The organism is Pseudomonas sp. IT-P2 (genome assembly GCF_949767575.1).
Lineage (GTDB): Bacteria > Pseudomonadota > Gammaproteobacteria > Pseudomonadales > Pseudomonadaceae > Aquipseudomonas > Aquipseudomonas pharyngis.
The window spans coordinates 70,429-85,461 of the sequence record NZ_CATKQA010000045.1 but is presented as its reverse complement, the minus strand read 5'-3'; the positions used below and the strand labels follow the sequence as shown (position 1 = coordinate 85,461).

Below are 15,033 nucleotides of genomic sequence, written 5' to 3'. Positions count from 1 at the left end.
GTGTTTTTCGGAAAAGTCCTACAGAGTGTATCCCGATGCTTGGGTAGTCTTGCCGCCACTTGAAGCGACTACCCGGACTTCCACATTGACCGACAAAACCCTGCGCATCCTGATCGCCGACTTGCAGCACTTTCATCGGATGAAGATCGAGCGCCTGTTCAACGGCCTGAATTACCACCGCATCGCGCCGGTACAAAACCTTGCCGAACTGTTGACCCTGGTCGATTACGGCTGTCAGCCGTTCGATGTCCTGGTGGTCAATGCCGAACTGGCGAGCGGGATCGCGGATCTGCCCGGTTTTCTGTTCGATCACCCACAAATCCGACGGGCCCTGGTCTATGGTGCGCCGGCGGATTCCACAGGGGTTCCCGGGCATTTCGAGGCAAAGATCATCACCAGCCCGGCAGCGCTGCCTTCATTCGACGAAATCGAACAGTTGATGACCTCGGTCGAGGCTTCGTTCGGGCGCCCATCGCGTGTTCGATCACAGATCGGTCTGGCGCACAACTGTCAGATCTGACAGGTGATTCAGCGCGCACACCGTGCAACAGTTGTAGCGCAGCTACCAATAGTCCCGTTCATGCTGGATCGGTGGCGTCATGTCAGGTATTCGCCCCGGGAGTGGTCATGGGTTCAGCATTGATCGTTGATGATCATCCGGTGGTGGTTGGAGCCCTGCGTCTGGTTCTGGAGTCTGCGGGCTACAAACCGATTTATGTAACTTCCAAAGGCGTCGATGTGGTGCCAATGCTCCGTGAGCACACGCCGGATCTGGTCGTGCTCGACCTGAAACTCGATGGCTTCGGCGGCCTGGAAGTGTTGGCGCGCATCAGGGCCATCGGGCTGGTCTGCAAGGTGGTGATTTTCACCTCGGCCGAACCTGAACACTATGTGGTGCGCTGTCGACGTGCGGGGGCGATGGCTTTTGTCTCCAAGTCCGCCTCGATGCAGCATTTGCAGAATGCTATCAAGGCCGTCCGTTTGGGCTATAGCTACTTTCCTGAAGTGCCTGTCAATGCCGTGCAATCCGAAGCGCACCGCGATGAGCGAGAGCTGATCGCACTTCTGTCCACCCGCGAAATGGAAATCATGCTGAAGCTGGCCAGAGGTGAGTCCAACAAGCACATCGCTCTGACGATGAACCTCAGTCACAAAACCGTCAGCACCTACAAGAGCCGTTTGATGCTGAAACTCGGAGTGAGCTCGCTGGTGGCGTTGGGAGCGTTTGTCAAACGCAACGGCCTGTCTTGATCGGTAGCCTCATGATATGTCCTCTGCGGGCCGTACTTCTGTCGATACTGATGCTTGCAAGCTCAGCGCACGCGACCGGGCCGGCGCAGCGGCTCGAAATCGTCTCCCGCACCCGCCTGGAAGGCGTACAGATTCAACTGGACAAGCAGGATCGGCAGTGGCTGAGCACGCACCCGGTATTGCGCATCGGTGCCTCCTGGCCGGATTACCCGCCCTTTGAACTGACTCGCAAACGACACGAACTGGAAGGCCTCACCGCCGATTACGCCGATGCGATCGCACAGATTTTGAACATCGACGTCGAAGTCTGGTGTTATGCCAACCGCGCAAGCGCGATGGCCGCGCTCAAGGCCGGGGATGTGGACCTGCTGGGTACGTCGAACAACTTTGAAATCGCTGATCCCGACCTGATGCTGTCGCGCGCCTACGCTGAAGATCAGCCGATGTGGGTGACCCGGCTCGATGAGCCGTTGCCGGATGATCTCGCCGGCAAACGTATCGCCATGGTGGAAGACTACTTGCCTGTCTGGACCATCGAGGAGGCTTATCCGCAAGCGATCCTCCAGCGTTACCCCTCGATCCTTGATGCCCTCGGAGCTGTAGCGTTCGGCGACGCTGTTCTTTATCTCGGCGACTTCATCAGCGCCAGCTATCTGATCAACACTCACTTTCACAACGACCTGCAACTGGCGGGGCCCTCGGGCCTTGACGCCAACCCGTTCGGCTTCGCCCTGGCCCGCAGCAACACACGCTTGAAACGTCTGGTCGACAAGGCCTTGCTGGCGATTCCCATGGAACAGCGCCTGGCCATGGAACTGCGCTGGAGCGCCGGTCGCGCCGACATGGCAGCGCAGTCGAGGGTCAGCCTGAGCGACAGCGAGCAACAATGGCTGGATCAGCATCCGGTGGTGCGGGTCGGCGCCATCGATGATTTTGCACCGCTGACATTCTTTGACGCCGATGGCCGTTTCGGTGGGCTGGCTGCCCAATTGCTCAACCTGATCAGTCAGCGCAGTGGCCTGACATTCGAGGTGGTGCGCGGTCAGTCGCTGGATCGTCAGGTCGAGCAACTCAGGAGCGGGCAACTGGATCTGCTGCCGGTGATGACACCGAGCCGCCAGCGCGAAACGCAAATGCTGCTTACCCGCTCGTACGCCAATAGCCCCTTTGTCTTGATCACCGATTTGAAGTCACAGGCGCCGCGCAGCCTCGAAGAGATGGCAGGTAGGCGCCTGGCGCTCTACCGCGGTAATCCACTGCGCGATTATCTGTTGGAGCACGTGCCGCAGATCAACCTGATCGAATTGCCAAGCCCGGCCGACGGCACGCAGGCGCTGCTCGACGGCAAGGCTGACGCGACATTGAGCTCGTTGCTGGTGGCGCGCTACCAGATCGATCACCAGTACCGTGATCGCTTGCGCATTGTTTCCACGCTGGGTGATCAGCCGGCCCGGGTCGCCATGGCCACGGCGCTCGATGCCCCGCAGTTGCAATCGATTCTGAACAAGGCACTGCTGAGCATCGCACCCCAGGAAATCGACGCTCTGGTCGCGCGCTGGAGTCGTAATGTGGTACTGCAGGACAGCTATTGGCAGCGTCATCGAGAGCAAATTTTGCGTGGGTTTGCCGTTGCCGCGGGTTTGCTGTTGCTGGCATTGGGCTGGATCGGTTTTCAGCGTCGGCAGATCCGTCAGCGCCAGCGATGGGTTCAGCAGTTGCAGGAGGCCAAGGACGCGGCCGACGAAGCCAATCGTGCCAAAAGTACGTTTCTTGCAACCATGAGTCATGAAATCCGCACACCGATGAATGCCCTGATCGGCATGCTCGAACTGGCCCTCAAGCGTGCCGATGAAGGCGTGACCGATCGCCAGGCGATCGAGGTGGCGTCCAGTGCCGGGCAGCAATTGCTGGCATTGATCGGCGATATTCTCGACATCGCGCGCATTGAGGCTGGGCATTTGTCGCTGGTTCCCGAACGGGTCAATCTGCGCGAGGTGGTGGAGTCGGTGTGTCGGATTTTCGAAGGCCTGGCGCGGCAGAAGCCTTTATTGTGGAACGCAGAACTGGATAAGCGCAGCGACGTTGAGGTGATGCTCGACCCCCTACGCTTCAAGCAGATATTGTCGAATCTGTTGAGCAACGCGATCAAGTTCACCGACGATGGCGAGGTCAGCCTGCGCTTGCGCGTGTTCGGCGAACAGGGCGGGCTGATTGAAGTGGGCGTAGCCATTGAAGACAGTGGCCGGGGGATCAGCGCGGAAGATCAGCAGCGATTATTCAGACCGTTTGTGCAGGTCGGCAACCACTCATCAACGGCGCAGCGTGGCTCCGGCCTGGGGCTGGTGATCAGCCGCAACCTGTGCCGGTTGATGGGCGGCGATTTGTGGATGAACAGCGAGTTGAACCGCGGCACTCAGGTCATGCTGCGACTGGAGCTGCCGATGCTGGCGCCGCTTGTGCAAGAGGCTGTGCCGGCGCCAGTGGCGGCGACGGTCAAGTCGCTGAACGTGCTGGTGGTGGATGACCATCCGGTGAATCGCCTGCTGTTGTGCCGGCAGTTGAGTGAACTCGGGCATCGCGCTGTTGACGCCGGTGGCGGTGAGGAAGGGCTCGCGCTGTGGCGCGAGCAATCTTTCGATGCACTGATCACCGACTGCAACATGCCGGAATTCAACGGATATGAACTGACAGGGGCGGTGCGTCGGGAAGAGGCTGCCATGGGCAGGACGCCCTGTCTGATCCTCGGATTTACCGCCAATGCGCAGATGGAAGAAAAGGAGCGATGCCGCGCGGCCGGGATGGACGATTGCCTGTTCAAACCGGTTCTGCTGCGCGAATTGAGCCTGGCCTTGATGGCCGCCGTCTCCGGGGGCTCGCAGGCCGACAGCGCGGACGATCCGGCACCGGCCGAGTTCGATCTGAGCGCGCTGTTGCAACTGGCGGGCGCGGACAACCCGCTGATCGACCAGTTGCGTGAGGAGGTTTTGAGCAGCCTGCGCGTCGACCTGAAGCGTCTGGATGAATCGGGCCGCAAAAGTGATCGCGCAGATTTACGTGATCTGGCGCATCACGTCACGGGCGGGGCGCACATGATCGGTGCCGAGCGCGTGGTCTCGGCGTGTCGGTTACTCGAGCAAGCCTGTCGTGACGATGAGCCCGAAGCGGCATTGACGGCTGCCATCGATTCGCTGCGCGTGGCCATGCACGACCTCGCGCAGCAGCTTCAGGCCTGATCGGTCAGTCCCACTGCGGCGCGATGCCTTTGGGGCTGGTCAGGCGATGGCCGCGCTCCAGTGTGGCAATCAACGCCATGTCGGCGTCGCTCAGGTTCAGCGCCGTGGCGCCGAGGTTGCCTTTCAGGTTGGCGCGTTTGGTCGACGACGGAATCACCGCGTAACCCGACTGCATCGCCCACGCCAGAGTGACCTGCGCCGGGGTGGCTTGCAGACGCTCGGCGATCTGCACGATCAGCGGATCCTTCAGCACTTCGCCGTAGGCGAGGGTCATGTACGAGGTGATCTGAATGCCCTGACTCTGGGCGAATTCCACGACCTTACGGTTTTGCAGGTACGGGTGCAGCTCGATTTGGTTGGTGGCGATATTTTCCGCACCGACCGCAGCAATCGCCTGTTTCATCAGGTTGATGGTGAAGTTGGACACGCCGATCTGCCGGGTCAGGCCCAGGCGTTTGGCTTCCAGCAACGCGCCCATGAACTCTTCGACCGGCACTTGATCTTCCGGCGATGGCCAGTGGATCAGCGTCAGGTCGAGGTAGTCGGTCTGCAGCTTTTGCAGGCTTTCCTTGAGGCTTTCGATCAGACGATCCTTGGCGAAGTTGGCGATCCAGATCTTGCTGGTGATGAACAGCTCTTCACGGGCAATGCCGCTGGCAGCGATGGCTGCGCCAACGTCGGCCTCGTTTTCATAGATCTGTGCGGTGTCGATGACTCGGTAACCAAGTTCAAGGGCAGTGCTCACCGAATCGATGACCACCTGACCTTGCAGGCGAAACGTACCAAGACCGAAAGCGGGAACAGACATGCAGGACTCTAGGGTTGCAGTGGGAATGGGCAGGAGTATCCGCGTCTGATTCCTTGGGAAAAACCGCTGTCGGGGCAAAGTACTGTTGACTGAAAGTCACGAATCACCGCGATCGATATCGTTCCACCAGTAGAACGATGAGGACGGTTTTGGCTGACTAGTACTAAATACATGACGAATTTATGATCGCTCCATGATCAACCTGATTGCGGAGTCCACCATGAAAAACCTGATCGGTATCTACACCAGCCCTCGCGGCCACTGGGTCGGCGATGGGTTTCCGGTGCGCACCCTGTTTTCCTACGACAACCTGGGCAAACACATCAGCCCGTTCCTGCTGTTGGATCACGCCGGGCCTGCGCATTTCACCCCGACTACTGAACGCCGCGGCGTGGGGCAGCATCCGCACCGTGGCTTCGAAACCGTGACCATCGTTTACGAAGGCGAAGTGCAGCACCGCGACTCCACCGGCAGCGGCGGCACCATCGGTCCGGGCGATGTGCAATGGATGACGGCGGCTTCCGGAATCCTGCATGAGGAATTCCATTCGGAAAACTTCGCTCGAACCGGCGGCAACCTGGAAATGGTGCAGCTGTGGGTCAACCTGCCGGCCAAGGACAAAATGGCCGCGCCGGGTTACCAGACCATTCTGGACAGTGATATCCCGCAAATCGCGCTCAAGGACGGTGCCGGCAGCCTGCGGCTGATCGCCGGTGAGTTCGACGGCCACAAAGGTCCATCCCGCACGTTCACGCCTATCGACGTGTGGGATCTGCGACTGAACACCGGCAAGTTGCTCTCGCTGAATCTGCATGAAGGCCGCAACACGGCGCTGGTGGTGTTGAAGGGTTCGGTTCAGATCAACGGTGGGGAGTCGATGCGCGAAGGGCAGTTGGCGCTGTTCGAGCGTGACGGTGATCGCATCACCCTCCAGGCCAGCCAGGACGCGGTGGTGCTGCTGCTCAGTGGCGAGCCGATCGACGAGCCGATTGTCGGCCACGGCCCGTTCGTGATGAACACCGAGCAGGAAATCCATCAGGCCTTCGCCGACTTCCAGTCCGGCCGCTTCGGCCAGATGCACGGCTGAAAATTCCGGCAGGCGCCACGTGCGCCTGCCGGTTTTTTTTGCGCACGCGCAGTAGCGCTCATCCCGCCAAATCAATTACTCCTACACTGAGCCCAATCTGTGCGATCTTCTCGCGATTGGCCCCTGTCGGAGTTGTTTGATGCTGTCTCTGCTCACCGATCATCCGTTGTTTTGCGCCTTGATCCTGATCCTGGTCGATCTCGGTCTGTGGCGCCTGATCAGCGCCCACGGCAGCGCATGGAAACTGTTGGTGCGGGTGCTGATTTTTGCCCTGTTCAGCATCCTGCTGTTCAACGAAGGGCTCAACCCGATGGAGCCTGCGCCGTGGGCCGACAATGTGCCGTTGCACCTGGCGGCGACCGGGTTGCAGATCGGCTGGTGGCTGTTCGGCGCGCGCACTCTGACGGTGTTGATCGGTGCGGTGATGATGCAACGGGTCGGGCACACCGGGCGGTTGTTGCAGGATCTGCTCGGTGCGGTGATTTTCCTGATCGCAATCATCGCGGCACTGGCCTATGTGCTGGATCTGCCGGTCAAGGGCGTGCTGGCAACCTCCGGGGCGCTGGCGATCATCGTCGGTCTGGCGTTGCAGAGCACCTTGAGTGACGTGTTTTCCGGGATCGTGCTCAACACCACCAAGCCTTATCAACTGGATGACTGGATTTCCATCGACGGCACCGAAGGCCGGGTCACCGACATCGACTGGCGCGCCACGCGGCTGCAAACCAGTCAGGGCAGCATGGCGGTGATTCCCAACTCGCTGGCGGCCAAGGCCAAGATCATCAATTTCAGCCGGCCGAGCAATATGTTCGGGGTGGCCGTCAGCGTGCAGGTCAGCCCCCATGCGCGGCCCAGTTCGGTGATCGAGGCCCTGGAGCGGGCGATGCAGGGTTGTCGCCAGTTATTGGAGAGCCCTGCGCCGAGTGTCGCGCTGAAGAGCTCCAACAGTGCGGGTGCCGAATATGAAATCAGCGGGTTCGTCGCCTCGATGAGCGAAAAGCGCGTGGTGCGCAATCAGCTGTTCGACCTGGCGTACCGGCACCTGCAAGCGTCCGGGGTCAATCTGCTGTCGAGCGATGAGCCCGGCGTGGCGAGCAATCTCTCGCGCCCTCGGGCGTTGCTCGACAGCTCGCCGATTTTCTCCACCCTGCGTCAGGAGGAGAAAGAAACCTTCAGCCAGAACATGACCCTGCAAACTTTCCGGGCCGGCGAGACGATCCTCGCGGGCGGCGAGGTCAGCGATCACCTGTTCATCATCGAATCCGGCGTGGTCTCGGTGACGCTCAAGCGCCATGGCGCGCCGTTCGAGTCAGGACGGATGGGGCCGGGTGAAGTGATCGGCGAGGCGGGGATTCTGTCCGATACGTCATTGCCGGCCGACTTCTCCGCCAAGACCTTCTGCGCGCTGTATCGCATTGAAAAGTCTTATCTCAAGCCGTGCCTGGACGCTCGTCACGACATCAACGACGCGATGCAGGCGCTGCTCGATTTCCGCCTGCACAAGGCTCAATCCCTGACGGAAGAAACGCCGGTGGCGCTGCCGAAAAAAGGTTTCCTGCAATGGCTGCGCAATCGCGTCTGACTGTTCAGCGCAGGCCGTAATCCGCCAGTTTGCGTTCCAGGTTCAGGCGCACCTGCGGCCATTCGTCATCGATGATGCTGAAGCGCACCGAGTTGCGCTTGCGGCCGTCCGGCATGATGCGTTCGTGGCGGACGATGCCTTCCTGCTGCGCGCCGAGCCGCAGGATCGCGTGGCGCGATTTCTGGTTGTTCTCGTCGGTGGTGAACTGCACCCGCACGCAATCGAGCACCTCGAACGCGTGGCGCAGCATCAGGTACTTGGCCTCGGTGTTGACGAAGGTCTTCTGAAAACGTGCCGAAATCCAGCTGCTGCCGATCTCCAGCTTGCGGTTGAGCGGGTCGATCTTCCAGAACCGGGTCGAGCCGATCACCTCGCCGGTTTCCTTCAGTACGATGACAAACGGCATGACCGTTCCCGCCTCACGGCCGTCGAGGGCCTTCTTCAGGTAAGCGTCGACGGTGGTCGCCGACGGCACCACGGTGACCGTGAGGTTCCACAGTTCACCGTCGGCGGCAGCGCGGAGCAGGGCATCGGCGTCGGCGTATTGAAGCGGGCGCAGGATGATGCCCTGGCCTTGCAGCGTGGTTTGCATGTGGGGATTCTCGGCGATCGGGCGAGGGCTTATTACGCCGTACGGGAAGGATCCGACGCAACCGTCGCGGTGGGCGGATGTCACAGTTTTTATCGGTCAATGGCAGGAAACTGGACGATGAAAAAAATGCGCATTGCCACGTTCAACGTCAACGGCCTGCGGGCCCGACTGCCGAACCTGCTGGAATGGCTCAGGCGTGAGCAGCCGGACATCGCCTGTTTGCAGGAGCTGAAACTGGTGGACAGTGCGTTTCCCGCCGCCGAGCTGGAAGCCGCTGGTTACGGCGCCATCTGGCACGGTCAGGCGTCATGGAACGGCGTGGCGATTCTTGCCCGCGATGCGCAACCGCTGGAGAGCCGGCGCGGTTTGCCCGGCGATCCCGACGATAAACACAGCCGCTACCTCGAAGCGGCGGTGCACGGGGTGTTGGTGGGATGCCTGTACCTGCCCAATGGCAACCCGCAACCGGGGCCGAAGTTCGACTACAAACTGGCCTGGTTCGAGCGCCTGATCAAATACGCCCGGGATCTGCAAAGCAGCGATCACCCGGTGGTGCTGGCCGGCGATTACAACGTGGTGCCCACCGATCTGGATATCTACAACACCCGTTCCTGGCTCAAGGACGCGCTGTTGCAACCGCAAAGCCGCGAGTGCTATCAGCGCCTGCTGGATCAGGGCTGGACCGATTCGTTGCGGCATCTGTATCCCGAAGATCGGCTGTACACCTTCTGGGACTATTTCCGTCAGCACTGGCAGAAGAACTCCGGGCTGCGGATCGACCATCTGCTGCTCAATCCGAAGCTGACGCCTTATTTGCACGAGGCGGGGGTGGATGCCTGGGTGCGTAATGAACCGCATGCCAGTGATCACGCGCCGACGTGGATTCGTATCGATTCGCGTAAAAGACGCTAGCCGGTGATTGGTTAATTCAATTGTCGATTCGATGCCCGGATCCCGTATACATGGCGACCATCGGCGGAACGATCCGCGCCCCCATGCAAAAGGACCCAGCCATGAGCGAGCCACGCCTGACGAATCTGAAACAGTATCTGCAACGTCTGGGATTCGATGCGCCCCCGGCGCCAACCCTTGAAACCCTGCGTCTGTTGCAACTGCGCCATACCGGCGCCTTTCCATTCGAAAACCTGTCGACGCTCAGTGGCGAACCCGTCCTGATCGATCTGCCGTCCATCGAGCGCAAAGTCTTTAATGACGCCCGTGGCGGGTACTGCTACGAGCTGAACAACCTGTTTCTGGCCTTGCTGCTGGAGCTGGGGTTCGACGCGCGGGGCATCAGCGGGCGCGTGGTCATGAATCAGCCCGAAGGCAGCTGGACCGCGCGCACCCATCGCTTGAGCCTGGTGACCATTGACGACGTGCGCTACATCACCGACGTCGGCTTCGGCGGCATGGTGCCGACCGCACCACTGGTGCTCGATACCGACGCCGAGCAATCCACGCCGCACGAACCGTATCGCATCGAAGTGCAGGCCGATGGCTACATGCTGCGGGCCAGAGTCGCTGGCGAATGGCGGCCGATGTACCTGTTCGATCTGCAGCGCCAGGAAGACATCGATTACACCCTCGGCAACTGGTACGTCTCGACCCACCCGGACTCACCATTTGCCCAGCGCCTGATGGTCGCGCGTACGGGCGACGGCTGGCGGCGCACCTTGAACAACGGCAGTTTCGCGATCCACCGTATCGGCGTCGAGAGCGAGCGGCGTGAAGTGACGGATGTCGATGAACTGATCGAATTGCTGGAACGGGAATTCGGCTTGCGCCTGCCGCACCAGCTCGGTGCGCGAGAGGCTCTGGCGCGCTTGATTCAGCCAGTTTGAAAGCTACGGTTTGACGTCCGGTTCCAGTACTCGCCGGATCTCGTTCACGGCCGCCGACAGTTTTTTCTCAAGGCTCTTGAGGTCGGTGGCGGTGATGCCTTGCTTGAATTGCCCGCTTGAATCTTCGAGTTCAACAGCTGCCCCACGGCTGTTAAGCAATGCATGGCGCAGGGTGTTGTTGATGACCGTCTGATAGCCAAACCCCTCGCTTTCAGCGACCTCGCGCGCGGCTTCGATCACCGCGTCATCGAGCATGATGGTGATGCGCGTTTTACCCTTGGTGGGAGCAATGGCGCCGCGTTTACCGTCGCTGAAATTGTATTCATCTTTCATTGATCACCTCTGCGCAAAGTTGCCATCGCTCGCTGGGCTCGAATGGGTTGGCAGCATTCTTGCTTTTGTCGAACTGAATCTTGAATGACTTCACTATGCATACTTTATATGTATAAAAAAGGGTGCGACCGCGCCGTCGGTCGCCGTGAATACTTCAGCCTAGGCGGATAAAACGTGGACTCGATTAGGGATGGGTTGCCGGATTTGTGGGGGGATGAAAGCAGCGGGATAGAAGGTTGGGTGGCTAGCTAACCATTATGTGACTGACAAGTTGTATACAAGTCTATGGACATTTGTCCTGACTCTTGCATACAGTGTGTGCATAACAAAAACCAGGGAACTCCCCCACCATGAAAACGCCCCATGTTTCACACCAACGGCCCGAGGACGAGAATCTCGGGGTCGGCGCGAATATGGCTTACGGCCTGCAACACGTTCTGACCATGTATGGCGGTATCGTCGCGGTGCCACTGATCATCGGTCAGGCCGCCGGGCTATCGCCGGCGGACATCGGTCTGTTGATTGCTGCTTCATTGTTTGCGGGGGGGCTGGCCACGTTGCTGCAAACCCTGGGTTTACCGTTTTTCGGCTGTCAGTTGCCGCTAGTGCAGGGCGTGTCGTTTTCCGGTGTCGCGACCATGGTGGCGATTGTCAGCAGCGGCGGGGAGGGCGGCTTCCAGTCGGTGCTCGGCGCAGTGATAGCCGCGTCGTTGATTGGCTTGCTGATCACCCCGGTGTTCTCGCGAATCACCAAGTTCTTCCCGCCGCTGGTAACCGGCATTGTGATCACCACCATCGGCCTGACGCTGATGCCGGTGGCCGCACGCTGGGCCATGGGCGGCAACAGTCATGCGCCTGATTTCGGCAGCATGCAGAACATCGGTCTGGCGGCGGTCACGCTGGTACTGGTGTTGTTGCTGAGCAAGGTCGGCAGCTCCACCATCTCGCGTCTGTCGATCCTGTTGGCCATGGTGATCGGCACGGTGCTGGCGGTGTTCCTCGGCATGGCGGATTTCTCCAGCGTCACCCAGGGCCCGATGTTCGGCTTCCCGACGCCGTTCCATTTCGGCATGCCGACCTTCCACTTCGCCGCGATCCTGTCGATGTGCATCGTGGTCATGGTGACCCTGGTGGAAACCTCGGCGGACATCCTGGCGGTCGGTGAAATCATCGGCACCAAGGTCGACTCCAAGCGTCTGGGCAACGGCCTGCGGGCGGACATGCTGTCGAGCATGTTTGCGCCGATCTTCGGCTCGTTCACCCAAAGTGCCTTCGCCCAGAACGTCGGGCTGGTGGCGGTGACCGGGATCAAGAGCCGCTATGTGGTGGCGACCGGCGGTATCTTCCTGGTGATCCTCGGCCTGCTGCCGTTCATGGGCCGGGTCATCGCAGCCGTGCCGACCTCGGTACTCGGCGGCGCCGGTATCGTGCTGTTCGGCACCGTGGCGGCGAGTGGTATCCGCACCTTGTCCAAGGTTGATTACCGCAACAACGTCAACCTGATCATCGTCGCCACCTCGATCGGCTTCGGCATGATCCCGATTGCCGCGCCGAACTTCTACGATCACTTCCCGAGCTGGTTCGCGACCATTTTCCATTCGGGCATCAGCTCGTCGGCGATCATGGCGATCCTGCTGAACCTGGCGTTCAACCACTTCACGGCGGGTAACTCGGATCAGCAGTCGGTGTTCGCGGCAGCAGAAGAGCGGACCCTGCGTTATCGCGATCTGGCAGCGTTGCGTGAAGGCGACTACTTCAGCGACGGCAAGCTGCATGACTGCGACGGCAACGAAGTACCGGTGATCGATCCGGATGCAGATCACGGTCATGGCGTACCGAAGGCACATGCCAAGAGCAGCGAGCACGTCTGACCGTTGTCGTTGAACGAAAAGGGCCGATCAGCTGGAAAACTGATCGGCCCTTTTTCTATGTCGCCTTTTTTTCAGCGCCCACAAAAAAGCCCCTGAATCTTTCGATTCAGGGGCTCTGTATTTGGCTCCACAACCTGGACTCGAACCAGGGACCCAGTGATTAACAGTCACTTGCTCTACCAACTGAGCTATTGCGGAATTGGTGCGTATGTTACTGATTTAAAAAGACTAGTCAAGCGCGAGATGTAAATTTGTTGGAAAGGTCAGGACGGGCGGTGGTTTATCGGCGATTGGCGGTTACCAGAACTCCACCAGAGGACTACCATGGCCGCCCGGAAGTGGTCACACGCGCTGCCGGCCATTCGCCGAAAAGGTACGCGCCATGAATAGTCCCATCCTAACCCGTCGTCCTGTCGAGGTGTTCGCATGAGCACCGCACAAATCAGCCTGCCCAAAGGCGTTGGCCCACATGCCGAAAAGCTTTACGACGCGATCACTCAGGCCGGTACGGCTGAAGAGCTGAACCGCGCAGGCGGCAAGGCCGAAGGTTTTGTCCTCGGCCTGGAAAGCACCAAGGCCATCAAGAGCCAGATCGCCGAATCGCTCTACGTCGTTTATGACGATGCGGCGACTCAGCGTGCAGCGGAACTGGCTTAACCGCCGAAGGTGAAGGTGCCGAGCATCAGTTTGGCGTAGAGCATCGTCGCACCCAGTTGCACCAGCCACAGCGCCAGCCCGCCGAGAAACACCCCGGCCGCGACTTGCAGCACCAGGTTGTTGCCGCGTTTGGCCGGGGCGCGGGGGATGAAGTCATCCAGATCGTCGCGGTCAGCGCGCAGGTCATCGTTTTTCATGTCGTCTCTCTGAAATATCGTTTGGGTGCAGTCTAGAGGGTGTAGCGGCTTTTCTTCAGACAAATAAAAAACGGGAAGCGCGAAGGCTTCCCGTTTTTTGTGCCGCGTCCGGTCAGATGACCTGAACGATGGCGTCCGTCACGGCTTCGATGTTGCTCTGGTTCAGCGCGGCGACGCAGATGCGGCCGGTGTCCAGGGCGTAGATGCCGAACTCGTTGCGCAGGCGGTGAACCTGTTCGGTGGTCAGGCCGGAGTAGGAGAACATGCCGCGCTGACGACCGACGAAGCTGAAGTCACGCTGCGGGGCTTTCTTCGCCAGCAGAGCAACCATCTGCTCGCGCATGCCACGAATGCGCAGGCGCATTTCAGCCAGTTCAGCTTCCCACTGAGCGCGCAGTTCCGGGCTGTTCAGCACGGCGGCGACGATGCTTGCACCGTGGGTCGGCGGGTTGGAGTAGTTGGTGCGGATCACGCGTTTGACTTGCGACAGGACGCGGGCGCTTTCTTCTTTCGATTCGCTGATGATCGACAGTGCACCGACGCGCTCGCCGTACAACGAGAACGACTTGGAGAACGAGCTCGACACGAAGAAGGTCAGGCCGGATTCAGCAAACAGACGCACGGCAGCGGCGTCTTCGGCGATGCCGTCACCGAAACCCTGGTAAGCCATGTCGAGGAACGGTACGTGACCTTTGGCCTTGACCGCTTCCAGCACGTTGTTCCAGTCCGCCGGGCTCAGGTCGACGCCGGTTGGGTTGTGGCAGCAGGCGTGCAGCACGACGATCGAGCCGTTCGGCAGGGCGTTCAGGTCTTCGAGCAGGCCGGCACGGTTCACGTCGTGGGTGGCGGCGTCGTAGTAGCGGTAGTTCTGCACCGGGAAACCGGCGGTTTCGAACAGCGCGCGGTGGTTTTCCCAGCTCGGGTCGCTGATCGCCACTACGGCATTGGGCAGCAGTTGCTTGAGGAAGTCGGCACCGATTTTCAGTGCGCCGGTACCGCCGACGGCCTGAGTAGTGACAACGCGGCCAGCCGCCAGCAGTGGCGAATCATTGCCGAACAGCAGCTTTTGCACGGCCTGGTCGTAGGCCGCGATGCCGTCGATCGGCAGGTAGCCACGGGAGGCATGCTGAGCGGCGCGAAGGGTTTCGGCTTCGATGACGGCGCGCAGGAGTGGAATTCGCCCCTCTTCGTTGCAGTACACACCCACCCCGAGGTTGACCTTATTGGTCCGGGTATCGGCGTTGAATGCTTCGTTGAGGCCCAGGATTGGATCGCGGGGTGCCATTTCGACAGCGGAGAACAGGCTCATTTTTACGGCGGCTCTGAATGGAGAGTGGAGGGACGTGTCGCGCTCCAGCCGAATGCACTAGAGCGGTGCACAAACGGGGAGCTAGTATAGAGGCCATCATCGATCAATGGCGACAGGCGATTCGGCTTTTAAGGTAAGTTTTTCCGATTATTTCTCGACCGTTAGTCGAATGGACTTGTCGGAGACTTTACCGGATGTAGGACGTTTGCCTTGAAAGGCGAGGCAATCGGCTCCACATTCAGCACAATCTTCGTTTTTCCTTGCGCGACATC

The 15,033-nt window shown here is 60.1% G+C and carries 14 protein-coding genes and 1 tRNA gene; 9 read left to right on the top strand and 6 right to left on the bottom strand.

Annotation, left to right across the window (positions count from 1 at the left end; all coding sequences use genetic code 11):
* Positions 1-85: 85 nt before the first annotated feature.
* The 3 genes from ACM6JM_RS22215 to ACM6JM_RS22205 all read left to right on the top strand — a co-directional run bounded on the left by ACM6JM_RS22215 (position 86) and on the right by ACM6JM_RS22205 (position 4,484).
* The gene (locus tag ACM6JM_RS22215) at positions 86-520 is read left to right on the top strand and encodes a chemotaxis protein CheY (protein WP_414882493.1); all 435 of its coding nucleotides are present in this window, start codon (positions 86-88) and stop codon (positions 518-520) included.
* A gap of 107 nt (positions 521-627) precedes the next feature.
* Positions 628-1,251: a response regulator transcription factor gene (locus tag ACM6JM_RS22210; RefSeq protein WP_103386608.1), complete on the top strand. Its 624-nt coding sequence runs from the start codon at positions 628-630 to the stop codon at positions 1,249-1,251.
* Positions 1,252-1,262: 11 nt separating this feature from the next.
* Positions 1,263-4,484 carry an ATP-binding protein gene (locus ACM6JM_RS22205; protein WP_414882492.1) on the top strand — a complete coding sequence of 1,074 codons (3,222 nt, stop codon included), beginning with the start codon at positions 1,263-1,265 and terminating at the stop codon, positions 4,482-4,484.
* Positions 4,485-4,488: 4 nt separating this feature from the next.
* Here the strand turns inward: ACM6JM_RS22205 and dkgB are convergent, their stop codons facing one another.
* Positions 4,489-5,292, bottom strand: a complete 804-nt coding sequence (gene dkgB / locus ACM6JM_RS22200) for a 2,5-didehydrogluconate reductase DkgB (RefSeq protein WP_414882491.1) — start codon at positions 5,290-5,292, stop codon at positions 4,489-4,491.
* A gap of 220 nt (positions 5,293-5,512) precedes the next feature.
* Here dkgB and ACM6JM_RS22195 point away from each other — a divergent pair, with 220 nt between their 5' ends.
* Complete coding sequence (locus tag ACM6JM_RS22195; RefSeq protein WP_414882617.1) at positions 5,513-6,379, top strand: pirin family protein; 867 nt, start codon at positions 5,513-5,515, stop codon at positions 6,377-6,379.
* Positions 6,380-6,518: 139 nt separating this feature from the next.
* Positions 6,519-7,961, top strand: a complete 1,443-nt coding sequence (locus ACM6JM_RS22190; protein ID WP_414882490.1) for a mechanosensitive ion channel domain-containing protein — start codon at positions 6,519-6,521, stop codon at positions 7,959-7,961.
* Positions 7,962-7,965: 4 nt separating this feature from the next.
* On the opposite strand, the gene ACM6JM_RS22185 is transcribed toward ACM6JM_RS22190, so the two are convergent.
* Positions 7,966-8,553, bottom strand: coding sequence for a GNAT family N-acetyltransferase (locus ACM6JM_RS22185; RefSeq protein WP_414882489.1), 588 nt, complete (start codon positions 8,551-8,553; stop codon positions 7,966-7,968).
* A 117-nt stretch (positions 8,554-8,670) separates the two neighbouring features.
* Here ACM6JM_RS22185 and ACM6JM_RS22180 point away from each other — a divergent pair, with 117 nt between their 5' ends.
* Together ACM6JM_RS22180 and ACM6JM_RS22175 are read left to right on the top strand one after the other, a co-directional pair.
* On the top strand, positions 8,671-9,465 hold the full coding sequence (locus ACM6JM_RS22180; protein WP_414882488.1) for an exodeoxyribonuclease III: 795 nt from the start codon (positions 8,671-8,673) through the stop codon (positions 9,463-9,465).
* A gap of 101 nt (positions 9,466-9,566) precedes the next feature.
* Entirely contained in the window at positions 9,567-10,394 is an 828-nt protein-coding gene (locus tag ACM6JM_RS22175) for an arylamine N-acetyltransferase family protein (protein ID WP_414882487.1), read from the top strand.
* A gap of 3 nt (positions 10,395-10,397) precedes the next feature.
* Here the strand turns inward: ACM6JM_RS22175 and ACM6JM_RS22170 are convergent, their stop codons facing one another.
* Entirely contained in the window at positions 10,398-10,727 is a 330-nt protein-coding gene (locus ACM6JM_RS22170) for a BrnA antitoxin family protein (RefSeq protein WP_011333334.1), read from the bottom strand.
* A gap of 350 nt (positions 10,728-11,077) precedes the next feature.
* On the opposite strand from ACM6JM_RS22170, the gene ACM6JM_RS22165 reads away from it, so the two are divergent.
* On the top strand, positions 11,078-12,598 hold the full coding sequence (locus tag ACM6JM_RS22165; protein WP_039770135.1) for a nucleobase:cation symporter-2 family protein: 1,521 nt from the start codon (positions 11,078-11,080) through the stop codon (positions 12,596-12,598).
* A 122-nt stretch (positions 12,599-12,720) separates the two neighbouring features.
* Here ACM6JM_RS22165 and ACM6JM_RS22160 read toward each other — a convergent pair.
* A tRNA-Asn gene (locus tag ACM6JM_RS22160) sits at positions 12,721-12,796 on the bottom strand.
* Between the two features lie 228 nt (positions 12,797-13,024).
* Here ACM6JM_RS22160 and ACM6JM_RS22155 point away from each other — a divergent pair.
* Positions 13,025-13,255 (top strand): hypothetical protein, encoded by a 231-nt coding sequence (locus ACM6JM_RS22155; RefSeq protein WP_039770137.1) that lies wholly within the window; start codon positions 13,025-13,027, stop codon positions 13,253-13,255.
* On the opposite strand, the gene ACM6JM_RS22150 is transcribed toward ACM6JM_RS22155, so the two are convergent.
* Positions 13,252-13,452: a hypothetical protein gene (locus ACM6JM_RS22150; RefSeq protein ID WP_007956421.1), complete on the bottom strand. Its 201-nt coding sequence runs from the start codon at positions 13,450-13,452 to the stop codon at positions 13,252-13,254. The genes ACM6JM_RS22155 and ACM6JM_RS22150 overlap by 4 nt on opposite strands.
* A 112-nt stretch (positions 13,453-13,564) precedes the next feature.
* Positions 13,565-14,761: an amino acid aminotransferase gene (locus ACM6JM_RS22145; protein ID WP_039770139.1), complete on the bottom strand. Its 1,197-nt coding sequence runs from the start codon at positions 14,759-14,761 to the stop codon at positions 13,565-13,567.
* Positions 14,762-15,033 lie beyond the last annotated feature (272 nt).

Bases quoted from the DNA above. Each gene is read 5' to 3' on its own strand.
- ACM6JM_RS22210 (WP_103386608.1), top strand. From the start codon at position 628: ATGGGTTCAGCATTGATCGTTGATGATCATCCGGTGGTGGTTGGAGCC.
- ACM6JM_RS22205 (WP_414882492.1), top strand. From the start codon at position 1,263: ATGATATGTCCTCTGCGGGCCGTACTTCTGTCGATACTGATGCTTGCA.
- dkgB (WP_414882491.1), bottom strand. From the start codon at position 5,292: ATGTCTGTTCCCGCTTTCGGTCTTGGTACGTTTCGCCTGCAAGGTCAG.
- ACM6JM_RS22195 (WP_414882617.1), top strand. From the start codon at position 5,513: ATGAAAAACCTGATCGGTATCTACACCAGCCCTCGCGGCCACTGGGTC.
- ACM6JM_RS22190 (WP_414882490.1), top strand. From the start codon at position 6,519: ATGCTGTCTCTGCTCACCGATCATCCGTTGTTTTGCGCCTTGATCCTG.
- ACM6JM_RS22185 (WP_414882489.1), bottom strand. From the start codon at position 8,553: ATGCAAACCACGCTGCAAGGCCAGGGCATCATCCTGCGCCCGCTTCAA.
- ACM6JM_RS22180 (WP_414882488.1), top strand. From the start codon at position 8,671: ATGAAAAAAATGCGCATTGCCACGTTCAACGTCAACGGCCTGCGGGCC.
- ACM6JM_RS22175 (WP_414882487.1), top strand. From the start codon at position 9,567: ATGAGCGAGCCACGCCTGACGAATCTGAAACAGTATCTGCAACGTCTG.
- ACM6JM_RS22170 (WP_011333334.1), bottom strand. From the start codon at position 10,727: ATGAAAGATGAATACAATTTCAGCGACGGTAAACGCGGCGCCATTGCT.
- ACM6JM_RS22165 (WP_039770135.1), top strand. From the start codon at position 11,078: ATGAAAACGCCCCATGTTTCACACCAACGGCCCGAGGACGAGAATCTC.
- ACM6JM_RS22155 (WP_039770137.1), top strand. From the start codon at position 13,025: ATGAGCACCGCACAAATCAGCCTGCCCAAAGGCGTTGGCCCACATGCC.
- ACM6JM_RS22150 (WP_007956421.1), bottom strand. From the start codon at position 13,452: ATGAAAAACGATGACCTGCGCGCTGACCGCGACGATCTGGATGACTTC.
- ACM6JM_RS22145 (WP_039770139.1), bottom strand. From the start codon at position 14,761: ATGAGCCTGTTCTCCGCTGTCGAAATGGCACCCCGCGATCCAATCCTG.